This is a genomic window from Streptomyces sp. GbtcB7 (genome assembly GCF_019091445.1).
Classification (GTDB): Bacteria; Actinomycetota; Actinomycetes; order Streptomycetales; family Streptomycetaceae; genus Streptomyces; species Streptomyces mirabilis.
Window position 1 is genome coordinate 30319 of the sequence record NZ_JAGXJM010000043.1, and the last position, 26866, is coordinate 57184.

A 26866-nucleotide genomic window follows, 5' to 3' on the forward strand; every position below is an offset into this window, starting at 1 on the left:
GGATGAGCGTGGCCGCGATAGTTGGTTCCATGTGCAGTCGGCCTTGGCCACGAACGCAATCGCGGCCCAGGCCTCCCGGCCACCGTGAGACCGACGACGGCCTCCGTCCGCCCTGCGGGCGAGCCGGCGCCGGGGCACCACCCGGGAAGAGCTCCCACAGGCCGTAACTTGTCAGTTCATCCCCCAGGGGCTTTCTTCCGGATTTGGCGTCGGCTACTTCCTCTGTATCGCCGACCAACGGTCGAGCACGCAAGGTGACTTGTGATTTCGTGTTCGAGTGAGCGGCCCACTGGAGGAGGGGACTTCCCGCATGGGAGACGCACACCAGCTGGATTCCGAGCGCTCCGCCCGGCTCACCAGTGCGACCGAGATCAGCGCGCAGCAGGCGCCGCGCAGCGCGAGCGGCCCGGGGGCCGACGGATCGGGTCCGTGCTCGGTGGTCGCCGCCAGCCGGACAACGATCACTGGGAGGGACAGGATCTGGGAGAGGAGCACCACCCGATGAGCCGGTGCGTCCCGCGACGCTCTGGCACCGCAGTAGTCGGCCGCTCCCCAGCCCACCGCCGCCACCGTGGCCAGCAGTGTGGTGATCACGCGGCACCCGGCCGGTGCAGCAGAACATCGCGCCTGGCCTCCGCCAGGTCACGCGCCGCCTGGCGGGGCGTGCACACCGCGTCCTCGGCCGGCCGCAGCGTCTCGGCCACCAGGGCACGCAGCGCTCCCCGCACCTTGGCCAGGAACGACGCCGCGTCCGCTGCGACCTCGCCGTAGAGCACCCACCACTAAGGCGTTGGTCGCCGAGTTGGCGACGACATCGGGAACGACGACACAGCCGCGTCGGCGGCGCTCGACGACCATCCGGAGCGGCCACTTCCGCGCGCTCTGAAGGTAGTCGCGGATACGGATCTCTGGGCAGTCCCCCTTCTTGCGGAATCCCCGCACCCCCTGCGGGCAGGGCATATAGCAGGTGGACACCCTCGCCGGTTGCGGTACCCGGATCCGAGTTATTTACTAGTAGGTACAAAACCGGATACGCGGAGCAGTTCCTCGGGGTCGAAGTGCGGTGACTCCCGTTGCCGAGGGTGTCGGCAGGTGGCTGTGGACGGCTTGAGCCCGGCGCCGGGCAGCGCGCGTGCTCGCCGCCCGCTCGGCAGCGCCTCCGTGTGGGCGGTCGCTTCAGGCACCCGAGAGGACCGCGCCCCGGACCCCCCAACGGCAAGGGCCCGCGGCGCGGAGGCCGAGGATTCCGCTCACCCCGTCCTTCGTCCGCACCCCTGCAAGGAGACGAGTTCCATGCTCGCCATTCACCTCACCCAGTTCGGGGAGCCGGAGCGGAGCCTGAAGGTCGTGGACGTTCCCGAGCCGCCTGCTCCGGCCGCCGGGCAGGCGCTGATCCAGGTCGAATACGCCCCACTCGACCACCACGACCTGCTCCTGGCGAAGGGCGTCTATCCGGTCCGCCCCGAACTGCCGAGCGCCATCGGCAACGAGGGAGCCGGCACGGTCCTGGCGGTCGGACCGGGCGTCACCCGCATCCGCCCCGGCGATACGGTCCTGCTTCCCTTCGGCACGTTCGCCTGGTCCGAACGGGTCCTGGCGGAAGCCGCGAAACTCACCGCCGTGGACAGGTCCATCAGCCTCGAACAAGCGGCGATGCTCACCATCAACCCCACCACCGCGGGCCTGCTGGTGGAGTCGCGTGACCTTCCGGCCGGTTCTTGGGTGGTGCAGAACGCGGCGAACAGCGGGGTCGGCCGGTCCGTCATCGCCTTCGCCCAGGAGCGCGGGCTCCGCACGATCAACATCGTGCGCCGCGAGGAGCTCGTGACCGAGCTGGAGGAACTCGGCGCCGACATCGTGCTGACCGACTCCCCCGACGTGGCCGTACGCGTGCGTGCGGCCATCGGCAACGATCCCGTGCCGCTGGGACTGGACGGCATCAGCGGAAAGGCCACCTCGCTCCTGCTGGACGTGCTGACCGAAGGCGCCCTGCTGGTGATCTACGGCTACATGAGCGGCGAGCCCTTCACGCCCGACCCGAACGTACTGAAGGCGAAGAACATCACCACAATGGAGTTCTGGATGTATCAGGACGAGTACCTGCCCCGTCATCCGGACCTCGGTGCGGAGTCGGCGCGGCTGGTCGCGGCGGGAAAGCTCACCTTGCCCTCCGCCCCCGTCTACAAGGCCAGGGACTTCACCGAGGCCCTCGCGTACATGGAGAAGAACGGCAAGGTCCTCCTGGACTTCAACCCTCACCGCGGGTAGCCGTCGTCACGAACCCCCTCTGGCTGCACACCATCAAGGACGAGCACCATGAGCACACACGGCACCATCGGCGTACTCGGCGCAGGAGAAGTGGGACAGGCGGTCGCCGACAAGGCTGTCCGCCACGGTCATGACGTCCTGATCGGCAACAGCCGGGGTCCCGGGACTCTCGAAGCTCTCGTGGGCAGGCTGGGGCCAAGGGCTCGCGCGGTAACGGCCGAGGAGGCGGCGAAGCCGGAGCTCGTATTCCTCTCGGTGCCGTTCTTCGCCGTGCCGGAACTGACAGGCCTCACCACCTGGGCCGGGAAGATCGTCGTCGACACGACGAATCAGTTCGCGGCGGCCAACCCCTGGCGGGGGCGGTACGACGTCGGTGACCTCACGGGCAGCGAGTGGGTTGCCCGCCACCTTCCCGGCGCCCGGATCGTGAAAGCTCTCAACACCCTGTATGCCCCGTTCATCGCCGCGGACCCCCGGCATGCCGAAGGACGACAAGTGGCCTTCTACGCGGGCGACGACGCCGACGCGAAGGCGGCCGTGGCCGGCCTGCTGGACGCATTCGGATTCGCCGCCCTGGACCTTGGCGGCCTGCGGGAGGGCGGGCGCCTGATGCAGCTGGATGGTGCGCTCAGCGCAAAGCACCTGCTGCTGCAGGACGTCGACTGACGCCCCACACACTCCAGCGCGCAGGAGGAGCATCATGAACCGTCGTGTCGTCCACACCCGTGGCGGGCCGCCGGCCGGCGTCCTGACCGTCATCGAGGAACCGGAACCGACGCCCGGGCCCGGTCAGGTCCTCATCCGCACCACCGCCTTCCCGGTGCACCCCGGCGATCTCCAGGCCGTTGAGGCCTACCCCGAGGAGGCGGCGAAGCCGATTCCCGCCGGCGTGGAGGCCACCGGCGTGCTGGAGGCGATCGGTCCGGGAACACACGTGGCACCGGGCGTCACGGTCGGCGGCCGCGTAACGGTCTTCCCTCAACCGGGGGCCTGGTCCCAGTGGGTGGTGGCGGATGCCGCGGCGGTCGTCGCCGTACCGGACGAGCTGTCGGACGAGGTCGCGGCGCAGATGCTGGTGAACCCGCTCACCACGGTGATGCTGCGCCGTGAGGCGCAGGAGCACCCGGCCTTCGGATACGACGGTCTTCTGGTGCAGACCGCCGCGGGCTCGTCGGTCGGGCGGCTGCTGACGGGCGTGTCCCTGATGCACAACCTGGCGCTCGTCGACGTCGTCCGCAGCGACCGCGGTGCCGCCGAACTGCGCAAGCGATTCCCGGGTGTACCGGTCGTTGCGACGGAGCATCCTGGCTGGGAGGACGAGATACGCCGAGCAGCCGACGGTCGCCCGATCAGTGTGGCCCTGGACCCGATCGGCGGGAAGCTGACGGAGAGCCTTCTGGACCTGTTGACGCCGGGCGGGAAGCTGGTCAGCTACGGACAGATCGCCGAGGAGCCGATCTCGGTACACGCGTCGACGCTGCTGCACAAGTCACTGACGCTACGGGGCAAGAACATCGGCCGGTGGCTGTCCGAGGCCTCCGCCGAGAGACGAGCATCCGACGTCGCCACCGCAAAGCAGATCGCGCTCGCGCTCAAGGACCAGTTCGACGTGGCCGCAACGTACGGCCTTGACGAGCTGGGCAACGCCCTGGAGCACGCGGTACGGCCCGGCAAGATCGGAACCGTCCTCGTCCGCCCCTGGTAGCCGCCGCCCGTGCAGGAGTCCTGGTGACGGTCGGCAAGCCGTCGGCAGGAGTCGGGAGTTGATGCCCCGACGCCACTCATGTCGTGCGGCTTCAGCCAGGGATCGGACACCCGCGTGGCGCTCGCTCCTGTGCCCCTCTGACACCTGGTCGGCTGCGCGCCCGGTGACAGCCGCCTTGTGGGGCCGTAGCGACGATCAGGCATCGGTCGAGGACCTGGCACCCGGCGCATGCTCGTCCGTCGAAACGCGGGGAAGGAGCGCCAAGACCTGCTCTGCGGCCCCGTTGACGACCTCGGGAGTGGCTCCCGCCTTGCCCAGGGCCTCGAGTCCCCGAAGCACGGCAAGCAGGAGGCCGGCGAGGCTGTCCGCATCCGCGTCGGCATCCAGAGAGCCCTCCGCTTGGGCCCGCGCGATGCAGCCCCGCAGCGCGCCATGCAGTCCGCGGACAACCGCGGCGATTCGCTCGGCAACGCCCTCATCAACGGCCGACAGTTCCGCTGCGATCTTGGCCATCATGCAGCCGCGCCGTTCCACGTCCCCGATGATGCCTTCCGCGACATCACGTACATGCCGCTCCAGCATGGGCAGGGCCGGTCCGGGGCCGCCCAGAGCCGAGCGCCAGGCCTCCAGCGCGTCACTGTTGTAGCTGTCGAGAGCCCGCAGGAACAACGCGTGCTTGTCTCCGAACGCTCCATACAGACTTCCCCGACCCAAGCCTGTCACAGCGCTCAGGTCGTCGATGGAGGTGCCGTTGTAGCCCACGGACCAGAACTGATCGCGGGCAGCCCGCACAACCTCTTCTTCGTCGAACTGTCGAGGCCGAGCCATGGGGCAACTGTACGCCGCGCACAACAGCCGAGATCGACGTCGGCGGCATGCCCGAGTTCGACGCAGCCGGCACCTTCCTGAGGGCAGCCGACACCTTCCTGAAGAAGGTCGGAGCGGGTCACGACGTTGTTGACGCGGCGTCGGTCAGCGGCTTCGGGGGGTAGGCGCGGAGCACGAGTGACGTGGTGGCAGGGCCGTAGCGGGCAAGTGCGTCGACGACTTCTTCGAGTCGTCCTGCTTGCGGGCAATGGACGTCGAAGATGAGGCAGTCCTCCCCGGTGACTCTCAGGGTGGAGACGACCTCGGGGATCTTGGAAGCCAAGTCCAGGGCGCGAGAGAGCTGGGCATGGGTAGTGCGCAAGCGAATGATCGCGTGAATGTTCAGACCGAGTGCCGCTGGGTCGACATCGGCCCGGTAGCCGGTGATGACGCCGTTCTTCTCCAGCCGCTGGATGCGCGCACTGGCCGCGGGCTGCGACAGTCCGACGCGGCGTCCTACCTCCGCTCCGGTCAACCGGCCTTCGGTCTGGAGCAAGGCGAGGATGTCCCGGTCGATCCGGTCAAGTGATTCCATCGTTGTCCGCACCATCTTCTTTGGGATCGCTTGCGTCGCTGTCGCTGTTCTGTTGCTTCCAACAGAATCAGCGCCAGACGCCCCCAGGATCGTAGGGGGCGACGAGTGAAACGGTGGCAAGCAGTGGTCGCGTACGTCATCATCCCCGGCATCGACGGCTCCGACGAGCAGCACTGGCAGACCTTGTGGGAGCAACAGTGGGGAACCTCAGCGGTGAGGATCTCCCCTGTCTCGTGGTCCGCCCCCGACCTGGATGACTGGGTCAACGCTGTCCAGACGGCGTACGACGATGCTTGCCGTCAGGACAGCCACGTTGTGCTGGTAGCTCACAGTCTGGGCTGTTGGGCGGCCTCCACCTGGCTGAACAAGAACCCGTCGAGCCCGATAGGCGGCGCGTTCCTGGTCGCGCCACCCGACCCACAGGGGCCGGCGTTCCCACGGCAGATGGCTCCGACGTTCATCGAGCTGTCCGCCCAACCGTTGCCGTGCCCGGCCCTGGTGGTGGGCAGCACCAACGACCCGTACTGCACCCCCGAGGCAGCCGTGGACTTCGCGGAGCGATGGGCAGCGCGATGGCATCCGGCGGGCGCGTGCGGACACATCAACTCCGCCAGCGGCCTGGGCCCGTGGCCGCATGGCCGCGAACTCCTGGACTCACTGACCCGGCTGTGATCAACCACCGCAGGGAACATTGCCCACCACCAGGTGCCACCCTGCGGTTCCAGTTCGCACAAAGAAGTCTGCCCATTGACGCCAGGCGGCCCGCCGCGTCCGGCGTTGCAACTGATTCGGCGTCAAATCCAATTCAGGAGGCTTCAGTTGCTCCTGTCCACAAGATCACCGAGCTTGCACCACAAACAGAATGTCTGTTCTGCTAGTGTGCTCCACAAGCAGAATGCAGATTCTTTTTGTGGGGGGTGTGGTGCCGCGACTCACGGACGCGCGCAAGGAACTCCGGCGCGCCCAGATCACCGAGGCCGCCGTACGCTGCTTCGGCCGCAACGGTCTGGAGCGGACCTCGATCGCCGACATCACCGCCGAGTCCGGCCTCTCGACCGGCTCGATCTACGCCCACTACAACAACAAGGCCGACCTGGTCCAAGCCGCCGCCCGCGAGGTGCTCGCCCAGCGCGCCGCGGTCCTCGGCGAGTACGCCGCCAGCGACACCCCGCCCGACCCCGAGGAACTGCTGGCCCGTCTGATCGCCGCCATCGACGCCGTCGACGCCCGGGTCGGCGTGCAGACCTGGGGTGAGGCGACCACCGACCCGGCCATCCGCGACATCGTCGTCGACATGACGGACCGGATGCGCGCACTGCTGCACGACTGCGTCACGGCCTGGCTGGTCAAGGTCGAGCGCCACGAGCCGGCCGAGGCCCGGGAGCGCGCCACCCCGATCGCTCACCGGATCTCGGCGCTCTACCTGGCCGAACTGCTGTACGCCGCCTTGCGATCACCGACCGAGGAGACAGCTTCATGACCGCCCTGACCGCTTCGTTCGCCGACCGCACCGTTTTACGGGTCGGCTACGGCGCACTACAGCTCGAACGCCTGCATGACCGCCGCGACGAGGCGGTCGAACTGCTGTGCCACGCGGTCGAGTTGGGCGTCGACCACGTGGACACCGCCCAGTTCTACGGCTTCGGTTTCGCCAACGACGTGATCCGCGAGGCGCTGCGCCCCGAGGACGGCGTCCTGGTGGTCACGAAGGTCGGCGCCGACCCCAACCCGGGCGGGCGGTTGCCACTGCGTCTGGCGCAGCGGCCCGAGCAGCTGCGCGCCAGCGTCGAGGACAACCTGCGCAGCCTCGGCGTCGACCGGCTCCCGGTGGTCAACCTCCGCCGCCTGGACACCGGCCCCGGCCTGCGTCCCGAGGGCGACCAAGTGGTCGGCCTCGACGACCAGCTCGCGGTGATGACCGCCCTGCGCGACGAGGGCAAGATCGGTGCGATCGGTCTGAGCAGCGTCACCCTCGACAGCCTGCGCCGCGCTCTGCCGGCGGGCATCGCCTGCGTGCAGAACGCGTACAGCCTCGTCTCCCGCGACGACGAGGACATGCTGCAGCTGTGTGCGGCCGAGGGCATCGTCTGGGTGCCGTTCTTCCCACTCGGCGGGGCCTTCCCGGGTCTGCCCAAGGTCACCGAAGAGCCGGTGGTGCACGCCGTGGCCGAGTCCCTGGGCGTCGCGCCCTCCCAGGTCGGCCTCGCCTGGCTACTGCACCATGCCCCAAACGTGTTGCTCATCCCCGGCACCGCCGACGCCGCCCACCTCGAGGCCAATCTGGCGGCCGGCAAGATCACCTTGGACGCCGCGACCCTCACCACCCTGGATGCCATCGAGTCCCGTTCCAACGAGGTCCCCATCAGCTGACCGGAACCGACGGGACCTTGGTCGCGAGCACACGCCGGACATCGTGACGCAACTCCCTGACGCAACTCCCGGCCGCACCGGGAAACCCTTCTTTACCAGGCTCTGAGGACGGATCATGAAGGCCATCATCTACCGCCACAACGGCGGCCCCGACGTTCTTCACCTCGTGGACCGTGACCTGCCCGCGCCCGGCCCCGGCGAGGTTCGCGTCCGGGTTGCCGTGTCCGGGGTCAACCCGACCGACTGGCAGGCGCGCTCCGGCGCCGGCCACCCCAAGCACTTCTTGGAGGTCACCCCGCACCTCGACGGCGCCGGCACGATCGACGCCGTCGGTGAGGGGATCGACCAGAGCCGGGTCGGTCAGCGGGTCTGGGTGTTCATGGCCGCCGCCGGGCGGCCCACCGGTACCGCCGCCGAGTTCACCGTCGTGCCCGCCGAGCGGGCCGTGCCGCTGCCCGACGAGGCCGGTTTCGACGTCGGCGCCTCACTCGGCGTCCCCGCGCTCACCGCGCACCGCGCGCTCACCGTCGCCGAGGACGGGCCGCGCCGTCTGCGGCCCGGGACGCTCGACGGCAGGGTGGTGCTCGCCGCGGGCGGGGCCGGGGCGGTCGGGCACGCGGTGATCCAGCTCGCCCGATGGGCCGGCGCCACCGTGATCAGCACGATCAGCGGCCCGGAGAAGGCCCGGCTGGCCACCGCCGCCGGGGCCCACCACGTGATCAACTATCGCGAGGGTGACCCGGCCGCCGAGATCCGCAAGCTCGCCCCGGACGGCGTCGACATCGTCGCCGAGGTGGCGTTGGGCGCGAACCTCGCGCTGGACCTGGCCGTGCTGCGGACGCGCGGCACGATCTCGACCTACGCCAACGACGGTGGCAAGCCGGTCGAACTGGACGTGCTGCAGAACGTGGTGCTGAACGCACGCTTCCAGTTCCTGGTGCTCTACACGGCCGGTCCGGAGGCGCGCACCGCGGCCGCCGAGGACGTCGCCGCCGCAGTCCGGGACGGCGCCCTGCCGGTCGGCGAGGAGCACGGACTGCCGCTGGTCCGCTTTCCGCTCGACCGCACCACCGACGCGCACCGTGCGCTGGAGAGCGGCGCGGTCGGCAAGGTCCTGGTGGACGTCATATCTTGACGTGCAGTCAGCCGCCGTGCGAGCAGGGCGCCGGTCGCCACCGCCCACGCCGCGGCCTCAAGTGGGTCCTGGAACGGACGTGGTCGTGGATCACGCGAGCCCGCCGCCACAACGGGGGCCGGGGCCCTGGTGCCGTAGGCGGAGTCGGTCCAGACGACGGCGATCCCGGGGTGCGTGAACGCGAGGGCGGGCGCAGCCTGACGGTCGGCCGACCTGGGAGGGTCGCGCGGACGGAGGGCCGCACGGACACAATGCCGCACGGACACAGTGCCGCGACGCGGCTGCCTGCCGGTGGAAGAGCACACCCCGGGACCGGACGCGGTCGCTCACTCCCCGGCCACCCTGCGTCGCGCATCGGCCGTGTCGCCGGCCGGCGGTGAGGGCGGTCGGCCGGGGAGCGCGCGCAGGGCCAGCTCGATCCTGATCTCCTCGCTGTCCAGGACCGCCTGCAGCCGACGCAGGACGATGTCGTCGATGATGCGCTGGTCGCGGAGGCGGATCAGGGCGCTGCGTTTGACGCCGATCAGGGCGCGGCGCAGTTCAAGCCCGGTGCGGACGCCGGGCTCGGTGTCGGGCGGTCCTGCGTCCTCGGCGGCGTACTGGCGCAGTTCGCTGCGGATGGCGTCGGTGGTCTCCGGCGGCGTATCCAGGCGGTCGGCGTAGTCGGGAAGGACTTCCAGCGCGGCGTTGACGATCTGGCGATGGGCGCGGCGTTCCTCGCTGGTCTCGTCGGGATCTCCGCGCAGTCCGCCCCAGCGGATCACCGCGGGCATGGTCGTGCCCTGGACGACCAGCGTGACCAGGATGACGGCCACGGCGGTGAAGACGACCAGGCCATGTCCTTCGAGCGGCCGACCCGCGGCCGTGGTGGCCGGGACACCGAGGGCGGCCGCCAGCGACACGGCCCCGCGCACCCCGCTCCAGGCCACAGGGAACCTTTCCCGGGCGCCGGAGCGCAGCGTGCGCTGGACCGGGCGGCGGTCGACGGCACGGAGGAGGTAGGGCACCGAGTACAGCCACAGCAGGCGCGTGGCGATCACCACGCCGCCGACCAGCAACGCGGTGACCACGGCGTGTCCCAGGGAGGCGGAGCTGATCGCGCTCACGATGGCGGGTGTCTGGATGCCCACCAGAACGAACAGGGCGCTGTTGAGGATGAAAGTGCTCACCTCCCAGAAGCCGGTGATCTGCACTCTGGCCCCCGCGCTGGTCACCCTGGGGCCCGCCTGGCTGAGGATGAGCCCGCAGGTGACCACCGCCAGGACGCCGGAGACGCCCAGCACTTGCGCGGGCAGGTAGGTGGCGAACGGGGTGAGCACGGCCAGGGCGCTCTCCAACACGCGGTCGCGCAACCGTCTGCGCAGTGCCACCACGGCGGCGGCGCAGGCGGCGCCGATCGCGACACCGCCCGCGTAGGCCAGCAGGAAGCGTGCGGCGGTGCCCGACCAGGTGACGGCCTGTCCCTGAACGGCGACCCCGACGACCACCGCATAGAGGGCAAGTGCGGTGCCGTCGTTGATCAGGCTCTCTGCCCGGAGGACGGTCTGGATCCGGCGGGGCAGGAGCCGGGCGACCGCCTGCACAGCGATGGCGTCGGTGGGGGCCACGACGGCGCCCAGGACGAAGGCGAGCGGCCAGGAGAGGCCCAGCGCGTGCCCCACCCCGGCCACGGCGGCAGCGGTGGCCAGCACCAGGCCGGTCGCGAGCAGCACGATCCCGCGCAGGTTCGTCCGGATCTCGCGGACCGAGGTGGTCAGCGACTCCCAGTAGAGCAGGGGTGGCAAGAAGAGCAGCAGAACGACCGGGGGCGGCAGGACCAGCGTGCGGAACCCGGGGGTGAGACCGATCAGGCAGCCACCCGCCACCAGCAGGACCGGCTCGTTCCAGCGCAGGCGGCGAGCCAGCCACGTCATGGCCAGCACGGTCGCGAGAATTGCCGTGATGACTTCCAGGCCCCGCATTCGGCACCGCCTTCCCGATGGGTCAGGCACCCCCTTCCCTGGTTGTTCAGCCCTGGGCGAGTTCTGCCAGGGCGTCGAGACGGGTGGGCGTCCAGCCGAGCTCGCGGCGCGCCCGGGCGCCGCTGAACTGCTGGTCGAGGGCGAACGCCTCGGCGATCGGGCCCATCCGCCGTACGGCCTCCTCGACGGTCAGCGACTCGATCCGGTCCGGGCATCCGGCGGCGTGGCTGAGGGCCCGGGTGATGTCCGCCAGCGGAAGGTTCTGGCCGCCGACCCCGGCGTAGACGGAACCGGCCGGCGCGTTCAGGGCCAGGACGTACAGCTCGGCGATGTCGTCGACGTGGACCAGTGCCCAGTGGTTGGAGCCATCCCCGATGCAGGGCACGGCACCCGCGGTGCGCCCCGGCTCGACGAAGAACGACTGCGCCAGTCCGCCGGAGAGGCCGTAGACCAGCCCTGGCATCACGACCACCGGGCGCTCTCCGGTGGCGGCCCGGGCGAGCACCCGCTTCTCGTTCTCCAGCCGCCAGGCGGTGATGCGCGGCGGGCTCAGCGGGGCATCCTCGTCGACGACCCCGTCGGTGTCGCCGTACACCCACACCCCGCCGGTGTGCACATAGGGTCCGCTTCCCACACCGTCCTGCAGTGCCTCCGCCGCCGCGCGGTCGACGTCCGCGGTGCCCTCGGCGTAGTCCACCCCGAGGTGGATGACCCCGTCGGCCCTGCGGGCCGCCTCATGGAGGACATCGGTGTCGCTGAGCGCCCCCGCGACCGGGGTGGCACCGAGGTCCGACACGGTGCGCGCCGCGTGCTCACTGCGCGCCAGCGCCGTCACGCCGATGCCGTGCCCGGTCAGTGCCCGGATGGTGGAGCGGCCGATGTAGCCGGAGCCGCCTGTGATGAAGATCTGCATCGCTCTCACGGTCCTTGTGGTCGGCGGCGGGAGATTCCGCCGCTCCTCCACCCTGTCTCCGTGCCGCGGCCGGCGTCCAAGACCTCTTCCGTCAGCGGCGATACCCCCAGGGCATCGGCGCTGGACAATGGAAGGACGAGGAAGCCCCCGGACGTCGCGACGTGTTCCAGCTTCTCCCCGACGCCGGCGACCGAGGGCCACGGCCCGGCCCCTCGCCGCCGGTTCGCTCGGGGAGGTCACACCACTCGGGGACGGCGTCGGGGTCCTGCGGCAGCTGCTCGGGCACCAGATCCGCCGATGCCGATGGACTCCTTGACCGCCAGCCGGTGGCCGCCGACAGTACGGCGACGCGGGGCTCCCGGAAGAGCGAGCACAGCTGCAGGCCGCGACGGTCGACGAGCAGTCGCACGGCTCAGGCCGAGAAGGCCCTCGCGCACCCCCTTAAACTTGGTCGCCCCAAGAAGTGCGCCTTGCGGAAGACGAACTCGTCCACCCACAGCACCCGGCGGGGCCCGGCCCGGCACCGACGGTGCGGTCCGGAGTCTGAGCAGCCGGGTCCGGCCCGCCGCCGGCCGTAACCTCCGGCACAGCCGCGCGGCCGGACGGCCGCCCAGCTCCACCGCGACCGACCGCAGCCACCCCGTAAGTCCGCTGCACCCGAAGCAGGATCATGACCCGTCGGCCGCCGCCCAACGGCCGCTCGTCCAGCATCCGTTGGTACGACCTGTGCCCCCGTGCAGCCCGCTTGCGACAACCCGAGCACCGACCCGGGCTGCCAACGGACACCGCGTCCACCACTACGACGTCCGCGGAGGCGTTCACGCGCTCCACTCTGGGGCGCACAGCACCGAGAAGCCGACGAACATCCACAGGTCCAGCCGGGAGATCCGGCTACGGCCGATCCGGTCCCCCAACGGCCCCAGCAGCGCGGCGCACCACATCGCACCGACGATCGCGGCACCCGAGACCAGTCCCTGCAGCGCGGAGCCGACCGCGAAGTCCTTGGCGACCAGCGGATCGGCCACCCCGATTCGTGAACAGCCGCTGGGTGAGATCCGCGTGGGGCAAGGCACTCTCCTGCCCCTCATGATCGGACACGGCCACGCCGAGCAGCGGGCGCTTCGGCCGCTGGAGGCGCGAGTTGCTCCTGCCGCTGCTCACAATGACCCCGGCATGCGCTCGATCGCCACCATGGCGGCGTCGTCATCCAGGTATCCGCCGGCATGGTGCAACAGGTCCGCGCACAGGTGGGCCAGGAGAGCGTCGGGACCCTTGCCGGACTTGCCGGCCACCCGTTCCGCAAGCGGGTAGAACGTGCCGTTGCGGTCGCGGGCCTCGATGACGCCGTCCGTGTAGAGAAGGGCGATGTCGCCGGGCTCGAAGGCGAACGTTTCCGGGAAGAGTTCGGATTCCACGAATTCGGTGAGACCCAGAGGAGGTGCCGGGTGGCGCACCTCGAGCACGCCGACCTGGGCGCCGCGCAGCAGCAGGGGCGGGGGGTGCCCGCAGTTGATCATGTGAAGGGCCGGCTCGTGGTCCGGGACGTCCAGCACGGCGGCGGTGATGAATGCCTCGCCCCGATCCTCGGCCTCGCCTTCGGGGGCCGCGGGGTCGTCCAGGTCCGAGGAGACGGTTCCCTCCAGGAAGGCGACCAACGCGGGCAGGTCGGCCTGTCTGTGGGCTGCGGCCCGGAATGCGCCGAGAAGGAGGGCGGCATCCCCGACCGCCTCGAGGCCCTTGCCCCTGACATCGCCGATGACGATCCGGGTTCCTTTGGCCGTGCGGGCGGCGGCGTACAGGTCGCCGCCGATCTGTGCCTCGGTCTCCGCGGCGAGGTAGACGGAGGCGATGCGCAACGGGCCGATCCGGTGGGGAATCGGCTTGAGCACCACTTCTTGTGCGGCCATCGCCACTGAACGCAGCCGGCTCAGTTCCCTTTCATGGCGTCCTCGCAGGTGGGCGAAGAAGGTCACGAGCGCTGACATCAGGATCAGGACGATGAGCTGGAAGATGTGGTTCAGATCGATAAGGCTGGTGCGCATCACCGCGACCGTGGTCTGGGCCAGGACGGCGAGCGCGCCGACGAAGCCGGTCGCCCAGGGCCCGTCGAACGACGCTGTGAGAGCGGGTGCGGCGACCAGGAAGGGCCCGAGGTGGACGCTGGGCGGAGCGAGTATGTCGACCACCGTGACAGTCGCGATCAACGCGATCGGTACCGCCAGCAGGGCATGACGTGGCTCCCCTGACAAACTGTGATCTTCACCGAGTCGTCGAGAAACCATATGTCCTGGATACACCGCATCGCGCCCCAGCGCCCGCGCCGACAGCCGGCACTCCTACCGCGCCTTCGGCGCCCCACAGCCGGGAGCGCCGATCGCCAGGTCCGACCGTGACGCCGAAGGCGCTCTTGCCCTGGTCGGCACAGCCCGGACACTGAACGAACGGGCGGCCCCGGCTCGTCTCCGGCGCGACGCTCGCCGAAATTCCCCACTCGCTTGATCCCCCCAACGCCGCAGGTAGGCGCGGTTGTCGCGACACGGACGCGATCCTGACGGCGGCGCGGTCGGCCGGGTCCGCGCCGCTGGATCCACAAGCTGCCGTGGCCTCCGGGGAGGTCCTCCTGTCCCCCGCGGCCACGCGCTCCCTCATCACGCGCGCTGCGACAAGAGCGACTACAAGGAACGTCACGCGGTGGAGTGCGGGATCAATCGCCTCAAGCGCCACCGGGCAGCGGTCACGAGGCACGACGAACTCGCCGTCCGCCACGAAGCCACAGTCACCATCACCGGCATCAACGAGTCGCTCTGACGACGTTGAACGCGAGTACCGCAACGTGGTCAGATACGCCCGTCGTACGCACGAACCTGTCGCCCGGGGAGATCCGTCGTGCCCTACTACCTGCTCACCGTGGAGAGCTCACATCGCACCGGCTTCGGCCTCCAGGTCAAACCCACCGTGCGGATCAAGGAGCTGGCGTCACGGGTGAAAGACCTGGACATACCAATGCCGGGCGACAAGCTTCTGCTTCTCTTCCCCGGCGAAGGGACATGGCAGGCACCGCTGGCCGGGTTCGGCATCGAGGCATGGAGCCGGGACGGCGTCTACTACAGCCACAGCAGCCCGACGGACCCGGAATTCACCCTCACCATCGGCGGCAACCGCGAGCCCGCAGATCTCCCCGTGGGCACAGAGATCTGGCTAGACGACACAGCCCCCACGGGAGGCCGCCACACGAAAGGCTGGCGGCAGATCATCGAGGACATCACATCGGCGCCGTGGTGGCAGGCAGACCCGGACACCATCGACCCGCCTGTCCCGGATCGCTAAGGCCTCGTCGCCTCGGCCACGCGCATCATGAAGGCCAAGCACTTCGAAAACGCGCCCTAGGCTCGGATCGTCACCCGGCTCTAGGCCGAGGCCGACGCGAAGGGCCTGATCACCTGGGACGTGCAGGTCGACTCCACCATCTGCCGGGCTCACCAGCACTCCGCCGGGGCGTCAAAAAAGGGGACCCGCGAAAGGAGCCGTCCGGCGGCATGTTTGTCGAGCCGACCGACCACGGACCCGGACGCTCCCGAGGGGAGCTGACTACCAAGATCCACCTCGCCGTCGAGCGGGGGCAGAAACCGCTGTCGGTGCTGCTCACGGCCGGGCAGCGGGGCGATTCCCCGCAGTTGGAGCCAAGACTGACTACCGCGAGCGCCATGCCGTGGACCGCGGGATCAACCGTCTCAAACGTCACCAGGCCGTGGCCACCAGGTACGACAAGCTTGCCGTCCGCCACGAGGCGACCGTGCTGGTCGCAGTCCTCAACGGATGGCTGTGGCCAGCACTTTCCCAATGGGCCTCAGGCCGGTCTGGGGCCGTAGCCGTTGGGCGGCGCGCATAGCGAGCGCCGGCGATCGTGCTTGCCCGTGGCGCTCACTTGATTGTCCGGGCACCGCGGGTACAAGCGATCTCCACTTCCGCTCTGCAGATCCTCCGCCGGCACCCTTGGTCGTCAGGGCCGTCAGGCAGGTGGCCAGCTTCGCAGGGCCATGTCGGCCACCTGCTGGAGTTCGTCGCGGGTGGTGCCGCCGGCGGCTTGGACGGCGATGCCGTTTGCCACGGTCATGAGGTAGCGGGCGAGTAGTTCGGGATCGGCGTCGGGGGGGAGGTCGCCTTCGTCGACGGCTTGCCGGAACCGGTCGCGGAGGAGGGAGGTGTGCTCGTTGCGCCAGGCGATGAGGGCGTCGCGGGCATTGCTTCCCGGGTCGCCGGCGGCGAGGGCCCCTTGGACGCCGAGGCACCCGGTGGGGCAGCCGGGGCGGGTGGTGGCCCGGACGGAGCCGTTGAGGAACGCGGCGGCCACCTGTCGGGCGGTCGCTTCTTGCAGGGCCCGGGCCCCGTACGAGGCGGGGCCTTCGGTGTAGCGCTCCAAGGCCTTCCGGAACAGGTCCTCCTTGTTGCCGAAGGCCGCGTACATGCTGGTGCGGGTGATACCCATGGCGTTGGTCAGATCGGTGAGGCTGGCACCTTCGTAGCCCTGTCCCCAAAAGACCCGCATGGCGTGTTCAAGGGCCTCGTCGGCGTCGAAACTCCTCGGTCGGCCGATCGGTGCCTTCTGCCGCGTCTCCATGCGATCGATCATACCTCTTCCGTACCGATCGGTGCAGATGTGCTACGGTCCCGTTCAGTACCGATCGGTACCGAACTTTGTGGAGGTCATTCCCATGGGAGAGCTCGCAGGCAGGACCGCCGTCGTCACCGGCGGCGGCACCGGGATCGGTCTGGCCGCCGCCGTTCGGCTGGCAGCCGAGGGGGCGCACGTGTTCATCACCGGCCGACGCAAGGCCGTGCTGGACGCGGCTGTCGAGACCATCGGCCCGGCGAGCGCCACCGCGGTGGTGGCTGACATCTCCGACCTGGCCGAGCTGGACCGGCTGTACGACACGGTCGGCGCCCGGGGCCGTGGCCTGGACGTGCTGTTCGCCAACGCCGGCACCGGGTCGTTCGCGACGCTGGAGCAGGTCACCGAGGAGCACTACGAGGAGACCTTCGGCGTCAATGTCCGGGGCACGTTGTTCACGGTGCAGAAGGCGCTGCCGCTGCTGAACGATGGCGCGTCGGTGATCCTGAACTCCTCGGTGCGCGCCGATGACGGTGTCGCGGCCTTCGGCACATACGCGGCCTCCAAGGCGGCGATACGGTCCTTCGCCCGGACCTGGGCCAACGAGCTCAAGGGCCGCGGTATCCGGGTCAACGCGATCTCCCCGGGCACCATCGACACTCCTGGACTCGACGCAGTGGCCGCGGGAGACACTCCCCTCACCAAGTCACAGTTCGCCGCGGGTGTCCCACTGGGCCGGATCGGGCGCCCGGACGAGGTCGCCGAGGTGGTGGCTTTCCTCGCTTCCGGGCAGAGCGGCTTCATCCTCGGAGCCAATCTGTACGTCGACGGCGGCGAGAACCAGATCTGACCCGCGGGCGACATCCGTCGCGCGATCATCAGCGGCGACGATCCGTGACGGACCGAGAAATGACAAGCTCGCCGTCCGCTACGAGGCGACCATGCCGGCCGTAGGCCGGCGAGGCGGTCATTGGCCGAGCGGAGCGGCCCCCGGTCGGGACGTTCCCGGCCGGGGGCACGGGGACCGAGAGCCCCTCAGTCGGCCCTCACGCGGTGCCCTCCTGGCGGTGCGAGGCGCGGGAGTTGCCTCGCTCGGCACGCTCGGAGGGGCTGGAGCCTCGTAGTCGGCGACGCGGCTCCAGCCCGGCTTCAGCGGTCAGTCACGGCTCGGCAGCCAGATCCTGAAGCGCGGGCAGAGCGCGACGTCACCTGCTTGGAGACTGGAAGCAAGCCCAGCTGGCCAGGCACAAATCAGGGGTTCCAGAAAACCGAGGTGAACGCACGGTCGAAGCGCCACGCGGCCAGGTCCTCGCGTTGGATCACCCAGTGGACGGAGGCGCTCTCCCAGCCCTCCACGTCCATGCCGGCCTGCCAGTCGGCCAGAAGCACCCAGTCCGAGACGTCATCAGAGACCGGCCCGTCCCACCGGCCCGCTTCCGCCGCTTTCACGGCACGGTACGCGGCAATGGCGATCGGATCGGTGTAGATGGCCTCCTCCCAGGCGTATCCCCCGATCTGCAGCGGCCCCGCGGGGGCGATGGCGTCCTGGGTGCTGTCCCAGACCGCGACGAGTTCCTCGGCGCGGGGATGCCCCGGAAGCGGCCCGCTCCCCGGCTCCTCGGTGAATTCGACCGCGTGGTGGTAGGGCAGCGACACGCTGGAGGTAGCCCGCAGCGGGCCCTGGGGAAACCCCTCGAACATCGCCTCTTCATCCTCGTGGTCGAAGGTGTTCCAGGCGTTCCTGTCCCGTTCCGTCACGGCCGTGCCAGCGGGGACGTACACCACGCTGCCCATCGTGTCGTAATCGTCGGCGGTCTCGGGGAAGGCGAACAGCAGCAGATGGCCGTCCGGCGGCAGGGGCAGGTCTGTCGCGTCGGCGGCCAGGGCCGCGAGGTCGATGGAGGCGACGAAGGGGTGGGCGGGGTCCGGGACGTCGGCCGGAAGCAGGAGCGGACCGCCGAACCGGCCCATGACCGGGCCGTCCCCGACCCGCGTCAGCGCCGCGCAAGGGCGAGCGGTGCCCAGCCACCGCTCTACGTCGTCGACGGGTATGTCCCGCGCGATCGCCTCGTCACGGAACGGACGTAACAGGTCCCGCATCTCAGGAGTCATGGGCAGACCGTAGAGGAAGGGACTGACACAGCGGCGTCGAAGCCGTCGGCGGGCCACCGAGGAGCTGCCCGGCCCCTTGTCCCGGTGAAAACCGGCATGGCAAAGGAACCGCCACCCACAACTACCGCACCCCGCGCCACTGGGAGGATCGACGACACACCGGTGTCGGCGCAGGCTGCGACTGAAAGCCGCTCACCTCGGACGCTCCAGAGCGGGTTGACCAGCAAGGTCCACCCCGCTGCCGACCACAAGTGCCGCCGCCGGACCGCATGACGCGACCCGCGCCATCGACGTCATGGTTCGGTATGAGCATCCGTCATGCCGCCTTCCTGGTACGGGCGTTGCTCGTACCGACACACGCCGAGACCACCTGCCGTACAGGCGGCGTGACAGACGTCATTGACAAGCCGAATCCGCGAAGGTTGTCATGAACACATGCTGCGATGCCTTGGGACCTGCTCCACGACCGCGAGTGCCACCTCCAGGGCAAAGGGCGGGCGACTGCCATGGGAGTACGGTCATTGACCGGGCGCCGCGAGCTGCTCGACACCGCCCGGGCCGAGTTGACGGCCCGTCCCGGAGTGCTCTTCCACGGTCCCGCGGGGATCGGCAAGTCCGTGCTCGTGGCCGCCCTCTTGGCGTCCTTGGCCGCGCACGACCGGTCGGCCGGCACGGTGCTGCACTGCTCGCCCGCGGAGGAGGACGCCCGGCTCCCGTTCGTCGGCCTCATCGACCTGTTCGCGCGGGTGCCGGAGAGTTGCCTGGAGGCGTTGGCGCCCGCGCCCCGGGCAGCTCTGCGGGCGGCCCTGCTGCGCGGCCGGGAACCGGTCGACGACCAGAGCCGTCTCGCGGTGCGCGTCGCCGTCCTCGACGTGCTGCGAACCCTCGCCGCCACCGGCCCCGTTCTGCTGGTCGTCGACGACCTCCAGTGGCTCGACGGGCCCAGCGCCGAGGTGCTCGCCTTCGCCGTACGCCGCGTCGAGGGCCTCGACATACGCGTGGTGGCCGCCGAGCGGGTGGCCGACGGCGAGCAGCCCGAACGACTGCGCTGCTGCCCGCCGGGCACCGTGGAACTTCCCGTGCCGCCGCTGGCGGACGGCGAGGTGGCACACCTCGTGCGTGCCGGTATCGGTGCCGACCTGCCACCGGCGGTGCTGCGGGCCATCCAGCACGCCGCTGCCGGGAACCCGTGGTACGCACTGGAGTTGGGGCGGGCTGCCACGCGCGAGCGAGGTCCCGTCGACTTCGGCCGGACGCTGCCCGTACCCCAAAGGCTTCGTACCGTGCTGCTGAACCAGGCGCGTGCGCTGCCGGAAACAGCGCGGCGCACCCTCCTCGTCACGAGCGCCGCCGCCCGCCCCAGCCTCACTCTGCTGCGTGCCGCCGGGCTCCAGGACCCCGCAGCGGACCTCGCGGAGGCCGAACGACTCGGCGTCGCGACAGCCGACGCCGACGGAACCATACGTTTCCGCCATCCGCTGATCCGGGCCGCTCTCTATGCCGACGCCCCGGTGTACAGCCGCCGGCAGGCACACGCCCTGCTGGCTCGCTCGGTCACCGAGCCCGTGGAGCAGGCCCGCCACCTCGCTCTCGCCCACCCGCACGAGGACGAGACCACCGCCCGCACGCTGATGTCCGCGGCCGAGTCCGCACGCCGCCACGGCGCACCCGACGCCGCCTTTGAACTGGCCGAGCTCGCTGTCCGACGCACCCCCGGCGACCGCTCCGCGGATCGCGCCGACCGGCTGCTGGCCGCGGCCGAGTACGCATGCGACGGCGGACATCTGGAGGAGGCGGGGCAGGCGGCCGAGACCGTCCTCGCCGAGTCGGGCTCCGCACGGCAGCGGGTACGGGCCCGGCTGATCCTGCTGCGCAACGCCGGGCAGGCGCTGGAGGGCGCCCATGACCTGATCGAGGAGGGCCTCCGGGACGCCGACGGCGACCCGGAGGCCGAGGCATGGCTGCACCACTGGGCGGCGGTACGCGGCCTGCTGTGCGGGGAGTTGGAGGAGGCGGCCCGGCATGCCCGGCGCGCCGCCAGGCATGCGGCCCGGGCGGGCGACACCGACACCCGGATCGGGGCGCTCGCCACCCTCGCCCGGGTGCGGTCCCTGGCCGGGGAACCGGTGGCCGCCGACGCCGCGCTCGAGGAGGCACTCACTCTGGTCGGCGGCGCCGACGCCGGACCGGAGAGCTGGGGACTGATCCGGATGCGGGCGATCCTCGCCCTGGACTCCGACAAGGTGACCGAGGCCCGGGACCAGGTCGCCGGACTCCTCGCGGAAATCGGCGAGTTCGCCGGGGTCGAGGAGGTCATGGCGACCTTGGTGTCGCTGACCCGTATTCAGGTGCGCTCCGGGGACTGCCAGGAGGCGCTGCGCACCGCCGCCCGCTGCTCGCGTGCCATGGCCGAGACGGGCGTACAGGCCGCTCCGGCGCTGTATGCGGCGGCGCTCGCGGCGACCGCGGGTGGCACCGCCGACGAGGCCCGGCACCTCGCCGAGCAGGCGGTACGGGCCTCGGAGGCGGACGGCGACCGATTGTTCCTGCTGCGCGCGCTGGCGGTGCTCGGGCAGGCCGAGCTGCTCGTCGGCGACCCACGGGGGGCTGCGGCCGCGGTCGAGGCACTGCAACGCGTCAAGGAACTCGGCGAGGCCATGTCCGCCGCCGATCCGCCCTTGCTGCACTGGTACAGCGACTTGGCCGAGGCCCTGGTCGTCCTGGGTGAGACGGACGCGGCCGGGGCGGTGCTCCGCGAGGCCCGCACGCGTGCGTCCGGCGATGCGCCCGGGAGCGTACTGGCAGCTCTGGAGCGGGCGGAGGGGCTGCGTGAGGCGGGGCTCGGCCGGGCGAAGGAGGGGGCGGTACGACTGCGTGCGGCCGTGGACCGCCTACGTCAACTTCCGTTGCCCGTGGAGCTGGTACGCACCCTGATCGCGCTCGGCGCGGTCGAGCGCCGCGCCCGCCACAGGAACGCGGCGCGAGCGGTCCTCGGCGAGGCCCTGGAGACCGCGACGCTGATCGGCGCCGCTCCGCTGGCGGCGCGGGCCAGGGACGAGCTGGCGCGGCTGGAAGCCGGAGAGCGGAGCGGTGAGGCAGGCGCGGGCGGGCCCGAACTCACCCCCACGGAAGCCAGGATCGCCGGACTGGTCGGCGGCGGGGCCACCAACCGGGAAGTCGCCGCGGAGCTGTTCATCAGCGTGAAGACGGTGGAAGGTGCCCTGTCGCGGGTCTACCGCAAGGTCGGGGTCCGCTCGCGCACCGCGCTGGCCCATGCGATGGCGGTCGCCGTCATCGCGTCCGGGGCGGCCGTTGATTCCGGCGACGACGACCAAGTGAAGCCCCCGGCCCAGGCGGTGATGACGAGTCAGCCCGGCCGCGTCCGGATTCCCCGTGCGCGCGGCACACGCCGTTGACGTGACATCCGCAGTTCACGTGACATCCGCAGTTAACACGTAACGCAAGGGTTCCCCCGCTTATGCGGGTGGGGCTGATGTTCCTACGGTGAAGCCGTTCCGCTTCCGGGACACCACCCCCACTCTCCGGAGGACTTCAGTGAAGTCACGCCTGAAACTGCTCGGCCTGGTCGCCGTGCCGGCCCTGCTCGCCGCCGCCCCCACCGCCTACGCCGCCGGCACCCCCCAGCCGCACTCAACCCGCGCGGCCGTCACCGGAGATGTCCTGAAGGGCCTGAACCAGAACGCGACCCACACCGGCAACGTCGCCGCCGGGAAGCGGATATCGGTGGCGATCAGCCTGGCCCCCAGAAACGACAAGGCGCTCGACACCTTCGTCGCCAAGGTCAGCAACCCGCGGTCGAGCTCCTACGGGCACTACTTGACGAAGCGTCAGTTCGCGGCCCGCTTCGGCCGGACCGATGCCGAGATCAAGCAGCTCAAGGACTACCTGCGCGCGCAGGGTCTCACCGTCGGCACCGTCCACTCGGGAAACCTGCTGGTCGACGCCAGCGGCACCGCCGCCCAGCTGGAGAAGGCCTTCGGCACCAAGCTGTCGACCTGGAAGGACACCAAGTCCGGGCGCTCCTTCTACGCCAACGAGACCGCGCCGACCCTGCCGACCGCCATCGCCTCCCTCGTCAGCGACGTGTCCGGCCTCAACAACCGCGCCCAGCTGCACCACCAGGCGCCCTCCACCGTGACCCCCCACAACGGCCCGGGCGGCGGCTACACCCCAGCCCAGCTCAAGGGCGGCTACAACGTCTCCGGTACGTACACCGGCAGCGGCCAGAAGATCGCGCTGCTGGAGTTCGACGGCTTCCAGCAGTCGAACATCACCAAGTACGACACCAACTACAGCCTGGGCTCGCCCACCCCGACCGTGCAGAAGGTGGACGGCGGCTCCGGTTCGCTCGGCGACGGCCAGGTCGAGGTCGAGCTGGACATCGAGGTCCTGCACGCGATCGCCCCCAAGGCGAACGTCACCGTCTTCGAGGGTCCCAACTCCGACGCCGGTGAGGTCGACACCTACCAGGCCATCGTCGACAGCGGCATTCCGACCACGTCGATCAGCTGGGGCGCCGCCGAGAGCGCGCGCACCACCTCCAACATCAACGCCGTGGACGCCGTCTTCAAGGCGGGCGCCGCCGAGGGCCTCGGCTTCTACGCGGCCTCAGGGGACGACGGCTCCGACGACGCGGGCGACGGCGGCACCTCCGTCGACTACCCGGCCAGCGACCCGTACGTCACCGGAGTCGGCGGCACCAAGCTGACCGTCACCTCGTCCAACGCCTGGAGCAAGGAGGTGGCCTGGTCCGGCGGTGGCGGCGGCAAGTCCTCCGTCTTCAAGATCCCCAGCTGGCAGACCGCGGTGCAGAAGAGCGCCGGCGGCGGCTACCGCCAGGTGCCGGACGTCTCGGCGCACGCCAACCCCAGCCCCGGCGTCTCGATCTACTCGCAGGGCTCCTGGTCCTCGGTCGGCGGCACCAGCGCCGCCGCGCCCGAGTGGGCGGCGTTCGCCGCGCTGTACAACCAGCAGGCCGCGGCGGCCGGCAAGGCCAACCTCGGCTTCGCCAACCCCGCCCTCTACACGGCGAGCGGCACCGGCTTCCACGACATCACCAGCGGCAGCAACGGCGACTACTCCGCCGCGACCGGCTGGGACTTCACCACCGGATGGGGCTCGTACAACGCCGCGACCCTGGCGAGCAAGCTGCTCGGCTGATCTCCAGAGCGCATGTGAGTGCCAACCAATAGGGCGCGGGTCGGGATCACTCCCGGCCCGCGCTGCGGGTCTGTTCCCACCCCTGCGTCCCGAATGCGTCGCACATGAGTCCGCTCGTGATGGCAACCGGGCCCGGAGGAGGGCTGACGACTCGCCCGTTCGTCGCAGCCGTGGCAGTCGAGCCACGCGCTCCGGGCCGATGTCGATCCACGAGCTCGATGAGGGGCGAGGCTGTGGGCCGGCCCCATGGAATCCCCTCGCAGCGGAAGCAGTCCCAGTGGACAGCCGTGGCGGCTCGCTCAGAACTGGGCCAGCAGCATCATGTGGTCTGTCCGGTGGCTTCCGGCCGGATCAGAGCACGCGCGTGCAGGTGCGACCGCCATGTGTCCCGGCGGGTGAGGGCGCACGGTCGTCCTTCAACTCCCCCCGTCACGCTGGTGCTTCATGACCATCTGTGGTTACCTGGCTGCATGACCGTGCTCGCGACTCGCCGCCACGTCGACTACGTGCGTGTCACCACCACGGGTTGTTCCGCCGAGAGCTGACGCTCCGCTCCGGCACCTGATCACTCCCCCTCTCCGCACCGTGCTGTCCGCTGCCCCCGCCCAGGCGCGGCGCACAGCCCTGCGGTGCCTTCACCAACCCCGCGCGCCTCCGCACTGCGCACGCCGCACAAGGGAGAAACATGAGCCAGCCCATCGACTCCGTCACCGCGGGTCACACCCCCGAGGACGAGCTCGTCGGCCCCGACACCTCGGCCTGGTCGTTCGAGACCAAGCAGATCCATGCCGGTGCCGCGCCGGACCCGACGACCGGGGCACGGGCGGTGCCGATCTACCAGACCAGCTCGTTCGTCTTCCGCGACACCCAGCACGCCGCCGACCTGTTCGCGCTGGCCGAGCCCGGCAACATCTACACGCGCATCCACAACCCCACCCAGGACGTCTTCGAGCAGCGCGTCGCCGCGCTGGAAGGCGGAGTTGCCGCGGTGGCACTCGCCTCCGGTCAGGCCGCGGAAACGCTCGCCATCCTGACGCTGGCATCCGCCGGCGACCACCTCGTGTCCAGCACTTCCCTGTACGGCGGCACGTACAACCTCTTCCGCCACACCCTTCCCAAGTTCGGCATCGAGGTGTCGTTCGTCGACGACCCGGACGACCTCGAGGCGTGGCGTGCCGCGATCCGGCCGAACACGAAGGCCCTCTTCGCCGAGACACTCGGCAATCCGCGAGGCAACGTACTCGACGTACGTGCGGTGGCGGACGTCGCGCACGAGGCGGGCGTTCCGCTGATCGTGGACAACACCGTGCCGACCCCGTTTCTGCTGCGGCCCATCGAGCACGGTGCCGACATCGTCGTCCACTCCGCGACGAAGTTCCTCGGCGGCCATGGCACCACCATCGCCGGCGTCGTGGTCGACGGCGGCACCTTCGACTTCGGCGCGCACGCCGAGCGCTTCCCCGACTTCAGCGAACCGGACCCCAGCTACCACGGGCTGCGGTACTGGCCCGCGCTCGGCCCGGGCGCCTTCGCGATCAAGCTGCGGGTGCAGCTGTTGCGCGACATCGGTCCGGCCATCTCGCCGCACTCCGTCTTCCTGCTCCTGCAGGGCGTCGAGACGCTCAGTCTGCGCATCGAGCGGCACTCCGCCAACGCCCAGGCACTGGCCGAGTGGCTGGAGCAGCGCGACGAGGTCGCCGCCGTCCACTATCCGGGACTCGAATCCAACCGGTGGTACGCGGCGGGGCAACGCTATCTCCCGCGCGGCGCCGGGGCGGTGCTGGCCTTCGAGCTGCGGGACGGGGTCGAGGCCGGAAGGCGATTCGTGGACGCGGTCGAACTCTTCAGCCACCTCGCCAACATCGGAGACGTACGCAGCCTGATCATCCACCCGGCGTCCACCACCCACAGCCAGCTGGACGAGGCACAGTTGGCGGCGACCGGCACCTCACCCGGACTGGTACGCCTGTCGGTCGGGATCGAGAACCTCGCCGACCTCAAGGCCGACCTGGAGGCAGGGTTCCGCGCGGCCAAGGGCGCGTCCTGAACAGCGCACCGACGCCGTCCACGGTCCCCCTTCCGCCGGCCTCCGGGGCCTGGCGGGAGGGGGACCCGCCCGGGCGCCGCCAGTGGCACACCCGGGAGAAGCCGCTTGCACTGGAGGCAGGCGGTGAACTGCCCGGTGTGCGGCTGGCGTTCGAGACCTGGGGACGGCTCGCACCGGACCGCTCCAACGCCGTACTGGTACTGCACGCGCTCACCGGCGACAGCCATGCCGCCGGACCCGCCGGACCCGGTCACCCCACCCCCGGCTGGTGGGACGCCCTCATCGGCGCCGGACAAGCCCTGGACACGGACCGGTGGTTCGTCGTCGCGCCGAACGTGCTCGGCGGCTGCCAGGGCAGCACCGGGCCGTCCTCGCGCCGCCCCGACGGGCGGCGCTGGGGCAGGGAGTTCCCGTTCCTGACCCAGCGCGACCAGGTCGCCGTGGAGGCCGGCCTGGCGGATGAACTGGGCATCGAACGCTGGGCGTTGGTGGTCGGCGGCTCCATGGGCGGGATGCGCGCCCTGGAGTGGGCCGTGACGTACCCGGAACGCACGGACGCGCTCCTGCTGCTCGCCACCGCCGCGGCGGCGAGCGCCGAGCAGATCGCCTGGGCGAACATCCAGCTCCACGCCATCCGCGCCGACCCGCACTGGCATGGCGGCGACTACCACGACGCCGGCCCCGGCCGCGGACCGCACACGGGACTCGGCCTGGCCCGTCGCCTCGCCCACGTCACCTACCGCAGCGAGCCGGAACTGGCGGTCCGCTTCGGCCGGACGCCCCAGGGCGCGGAGGACCCGTGGAACGGCGGCCGCTACCAGGTCGAGTCGTACCTCGACCACCACGCCGCCAAGTTGGTGCGCCGTTTCGACGCGGGCAGCTACGTGACGCTGGCGGAGGCCATGAACAGCCACGACATCGGCCGCGACCGCGGTGACACGCGCACCGCCCTGCGCCGGGTGACCGCGAGGACCCTCGTCGCCGGAGTCGACTCCGACCGCCTCTATCCGCCGTCCCAGCAGGCGGAGCTGGCCGCCGCGATCCCTGCCGCGGACCGCCTCCGTCTGGTCGAATCCCCCTACGGCCACGACGGATTCCTGATCGAGACGGAGCAGGTCGCCGCGCTCGTCCGTGAACTCGTCGGCTAGCCGCTCGACCGGAGA

The 26866-nt window shown here is 70.5% G+C and carries 22 protein-coding genes and 2 pseudogenes; 14 read left to right on the plus strand and 10 right to left on the minus strand.

Annotated elements, in window-relative coordinates; translation table 11 throughout:
• Nucleotides 1-18: 18 nt before the first annotated feature.
• Both KVT44_RS45750 and KVT44_RS45755 read right to left on the minus strand, forming a co-directional pair.
• Nucleotides 19-133, minus strand: a pseudogene (locus KVT44_RS45750) (IS5/IS1182 family transposase); the annotation flags it as partial.
• Between the two features lie 457 nt (nucleotides 134-590).
• Nucleotides 591-776 (minus strand): hypothetical protein, encoded by a 186-nt coding sequence (locus KVT44_RS45755; protein WP_190174159.1) that lies wholly within the window; start codon nucleotides 774-776, stop codon nucleotides 591-593.
• Nucleotides 777-1293: 517 nt separating this feature from the next.
• Between KVT44_RS45755 and KVT44_RS45760 the strand changes: the two genes are divergently transcribed.
• From KVT44_RS45760 to KVT44_RS45770, 3 genes are read left to right on the plus strand one after another with little or no spacing between them, the layout of a single operon-like run.
• Nucleotides 1294-2268 carry a zinc-dependent alcohol dehydrogenase family protein gene (locus tag KVT44_RS45760; protein ID WP_217574046.1) on the plus strand — a complete coding sequence of 325 codons (975 nt, stop codon included), beginning with the start codon at nucleotides 1294-1296 and terminating at the stop codon, nucleotides 2266-2268.
• Nucleotides 2269-2316: 48 nt separating this feature from the next.
• On the plus strand, nucleotides 2317-2934 hold the full coding sequence (locus KVT44_RS45765; RefSeq protein WP_144314580.1) for an NADPH-dependent F420 reductase: 618 nt from the start codon (nucleotides 2317-2319) through the stop codon (nucleotides 2932-2934).
• A gap of 34 nt (nucleotides 2935-2968) precedes the next feature.
• On the plus strand, nucleotides 2969-3973 hold the full coding sequence (locus tag KVT44_RS45770; RefSeq protein WP_217574048.1) for a zinc-binding dehydrogenase: 1005 nt from the start codon (nucleotides 2969-2971) through the stop codon (nucleotides 3971-3973).
• Nucleotides 3974-4168: 195 nt separating this feature from the next.
• Here the strand turns inward: KVT44_RS45770 and KVT44_RS45775 are convergent, their stop codons facing one another.
• Nucleotides 4169-4801 (minus strand): TetR/AcrR family transcriptional regulator, encoded by a 633-nt coding sequence (locus KVT44_RS45775; protein WP_217574050.1) that lies wholly within the window; start codon nucleotides 4799-4801, stop codon nucleotides 4169-4171.
• Between the two features lie 118 nt (nucleotides 4802-4919).
• Nucleotides 4920-5375 (minus strand): Lrp/AsnC family transcriptional regulator, encoded by a 456-nt coding sequence (locus KVT44_RS45780; protein ID WP_217574119.1) that lies wholly within the window; start codon nucleotides 5373-5375, stop codon nucleotides 4920-4922.
• A gap of 105 nt (nucleotides 5376-5480) precedes the next feature.
• Here KVT44_RS45780 and KVT44_RS45785 point away from each other — a divergent pair, with 105 nt between their 5' ends.
• From KVT44_RS45785 to KVT44_RS45800, 4 genes are all read left to right on the plus strand, one after another.
• Nucleotides 5481-6047, plus strand: coding sequence for an alpha/beta fold hydrolase (locus tag KVT44_RS45785; protein ID WP_308314293.1), 567 nt, complete (start codon nucleotides 5481-5483; stop codon nucleotides 6045-6047).
• Nucleotides 6048-6297: 250 nt separating this feature from the next.
• A complete protein-coding gene (locus KVT44_RS45790) occupies nucleotides 6298-6855 on the plus strand; it encodes a TetR/AcrR family transcriptional regulator (RefSeq protein ID WP_217574052.1) in 558 nt (185 codons plus the stop codon).
• Entirely contained in the window at nucleotides 6852-7745 is an 894-nt protein-coding gene (locus KVT44_RS45795) for an aldo/keto reductase (RefSeq protein ID WP_217574054.1), read from the plus strand. The genes KVT44_RS45790 and KVT44_RS45795 overlap by 4 nt, the downstream gene beginning before the upstream one ends.
• Nucleotides 7746-7860: 115 nt before the next feature.
• Complete coding sequence (locus KVT44_RS45800; RefSeq protein WP_217574056.1) at nucleotides 7861-8880, plus strand: NADPH:quinone reductase; 1020 nt, start codon at nucleotides 7861-7863, stop codon at nucleotides 8878-8880.
• 326 nt (nucleotides 8881-9206) lie between these two features.
• Here the strand turns inward: KVT44_RS45800 and KVT44_RS45805 are convergent, their stop codons facing one another.
• The 4 genes from KVT44_RS45805 to KVT44_RS45820 form a co-directional block, all read right to left on the minus strand.
• The gene (locus KVT44_RS45805; protein ID WP_217574058.1) at nucleotides 9207-10841 is read right to left on the minus strand and encodes a Na+/H+ antiporter; all 1635 of its coding nucleotides are present in this window, start codon (nucleotides 10839-10841) and stop codon (nucleotides 9207-9209) included.
• A gap of 46 nt (nucleotides 10842-10887) precedes the next feature.
• Nucleotides 10888-11754 (minus strand): NAD-dependent epimerase/dehydratase family protein, encoded by an 867-nt coding sequence (locus KVT44_RS45810; RefSeq protein ID WP_190174150.1) that lies wholly within the window; start codon nucleotides 11752-11754, stop codon nucleotides 10888-10890.
• 818 nt (nucleotides 11755-12572) lie between these two features.
• Nucleotides 12573-12779 (minus strand): hypothetical protein, encoded by a 207-nt coding sequence (locus tag KVT44_RS45815; protein WP_217574060.1) that lies wholly within the window; start codon nucleotides 12777-12779, stop codon nucleotides 12573-12575.
• Nucleotides 12780-12911: 132 nt separating this feature from the next.
• Nucleotides 12912-14036 carry a PP2C family protein-serine/threonine phosphatase gene (locus KVT44_RS45820; protein WP_217574062.1) on the minus strand — a complete coding sequence of 375 codons (1125 nt, stop codon included), beginning with the start codon at nucleotides 14034-14036 and terminating at the stop codon, nucleotides 12912-12914.
• Nucleotides 14037-14640: 604 nt separating this feature from the next.
• On the opposite strand from KVT44_RS45820, the gene KVT44_RS45825 reads away from it, so the two are divergent.
• Together KVT44_RS45825 and KVT44_RS59030 are read left to right on the plus strand one after the other, a co-directional pair.
• Entirely contained in the window at nucleotides 14641-15081 is a 441-nt protein-coding gene (locus tag KVT44_RS45825; RefSeq protein ID WP_217574064.1) for a hypothetical protein, read from the plus strand.
• 239 nt (nucleotides 15082-15320) lie between these two features.
• A pseudogene (locus tag KVT44_RS59030) lies at nucleotides 15321-15428 on the plus strand (IS5/IS1182 family transposase); the annotation flags it as partial.
• Between the two features lie 335 nt (nucleotides 15429-15763).
• On the opposite strand, the gene KVT44_RS45835 reads toward KVT44_RS59030, so the two are convergent.
• A complete protein-coding gene (locus KVT44_RS45835) occupies nucleotides 15764-16372 on the minus strand; it encodes a TetR/AcrR family transcriptional regulator (RefSeq protein WP_217574068.1) in 609 nt (202 codons plus the stop codon).
• A 94-nt stretch (nucleotides 16373-16466) separates the two neighbouring features.
• Between KVT44_RS45835 and KVT44_RS45840 the strand changes: the two genes are divergently transcribed.
• Nucleotides 16467-17213 carry an SDR family NAD(P)-dependent oxidoreductase gene (locus KVT44_RS45840; RefSeq protein ID WP_217574070.1) on the plus strand — a complete coding sequence of 249 codons (747 nt, stop codon included), beginning with the start codon at nucleotides 16467-16469 and terminating at the stop codon, nucleotides 17211-17213.
• A 401-nt stretch (nucleotides 17214-17614) separates the two neighbouring features.
• On the opposite strand, the gene KVT44_RS45845 is transcribed toward KVT44_RS45840, so the two are convergent.
• Nucleotides 17615-18475, minus strand: a complete 861-nt coding sequence (locus tag KVT44_RS45845) for a DUF1963 domain-containing protein (protein WP_217574073.1) — start codon at nucleotides 18473-18475, stop codon at nucleotides 17615-17617.
• A 521-nt stretch (nucleotides 18476-18996) separates the two neighbouring features.
• Between KVT44_RS45845 and KVT44_RS45850 the strand changes: the two genes are divergently transcribed.
• From KVT44_RS45850 to KVT44_RS45865, 4 genes are all read left to right on the plus strand, one after another.
• A complete protein-coding gene (locus tag KVT44_RS45850) occupies nucleotides 18997-21891 on the plus strand; it encodes a LuxR family transcriptional regulator (RefSeq protein WP_254650800.1) in 2895 nt (964 codons plus the stop codon).
• Between the two features lie 139 nt (nucleotides 21892-22030).
• Complete coding sequence (locus KVT44_RS45855) at nucleotides 22031-23656, plus strand: protease pro-enzyme activation domain-containing protein (protein ID WP_217574076.1); 1626 nt, start codon at nucleotides 22031-22033, stop codon at nucleotides 23654-23656.
• Between the two features lie 685 nt (nucleotides 23657-24341).
• Nucleotides 24342-25703: a bifunctional o-acetylhomoserine/o-acetylserine sulfhydrylase gene (locus tag KVT44_RS45860; protein ID WP_217574078.1), complete on the plus strand. Its 1362-nt coding sequence runs from the start codon at nucleotides 24342-24344 to the stop codon at nucleotides 25701-25703.
• Nucleotides 25700-26851 (plus strand): homoserine O-acetyltransferase, encoded by a 1152-nt coding sequence (locus tag KVT44_RS45865; RefSeq protein WP_217574123.1) that lies wholly within the window; start codon nucleotides 25700-25702, stop codon nucleotides 26849-26851. Before KVT44_RS45860 ends, KVT44_RS45865 begins: the two co-directional genes overlap by 4 nt.
• Nucleotides 26852-26866 lie beyond the last annotated feature (15 nt).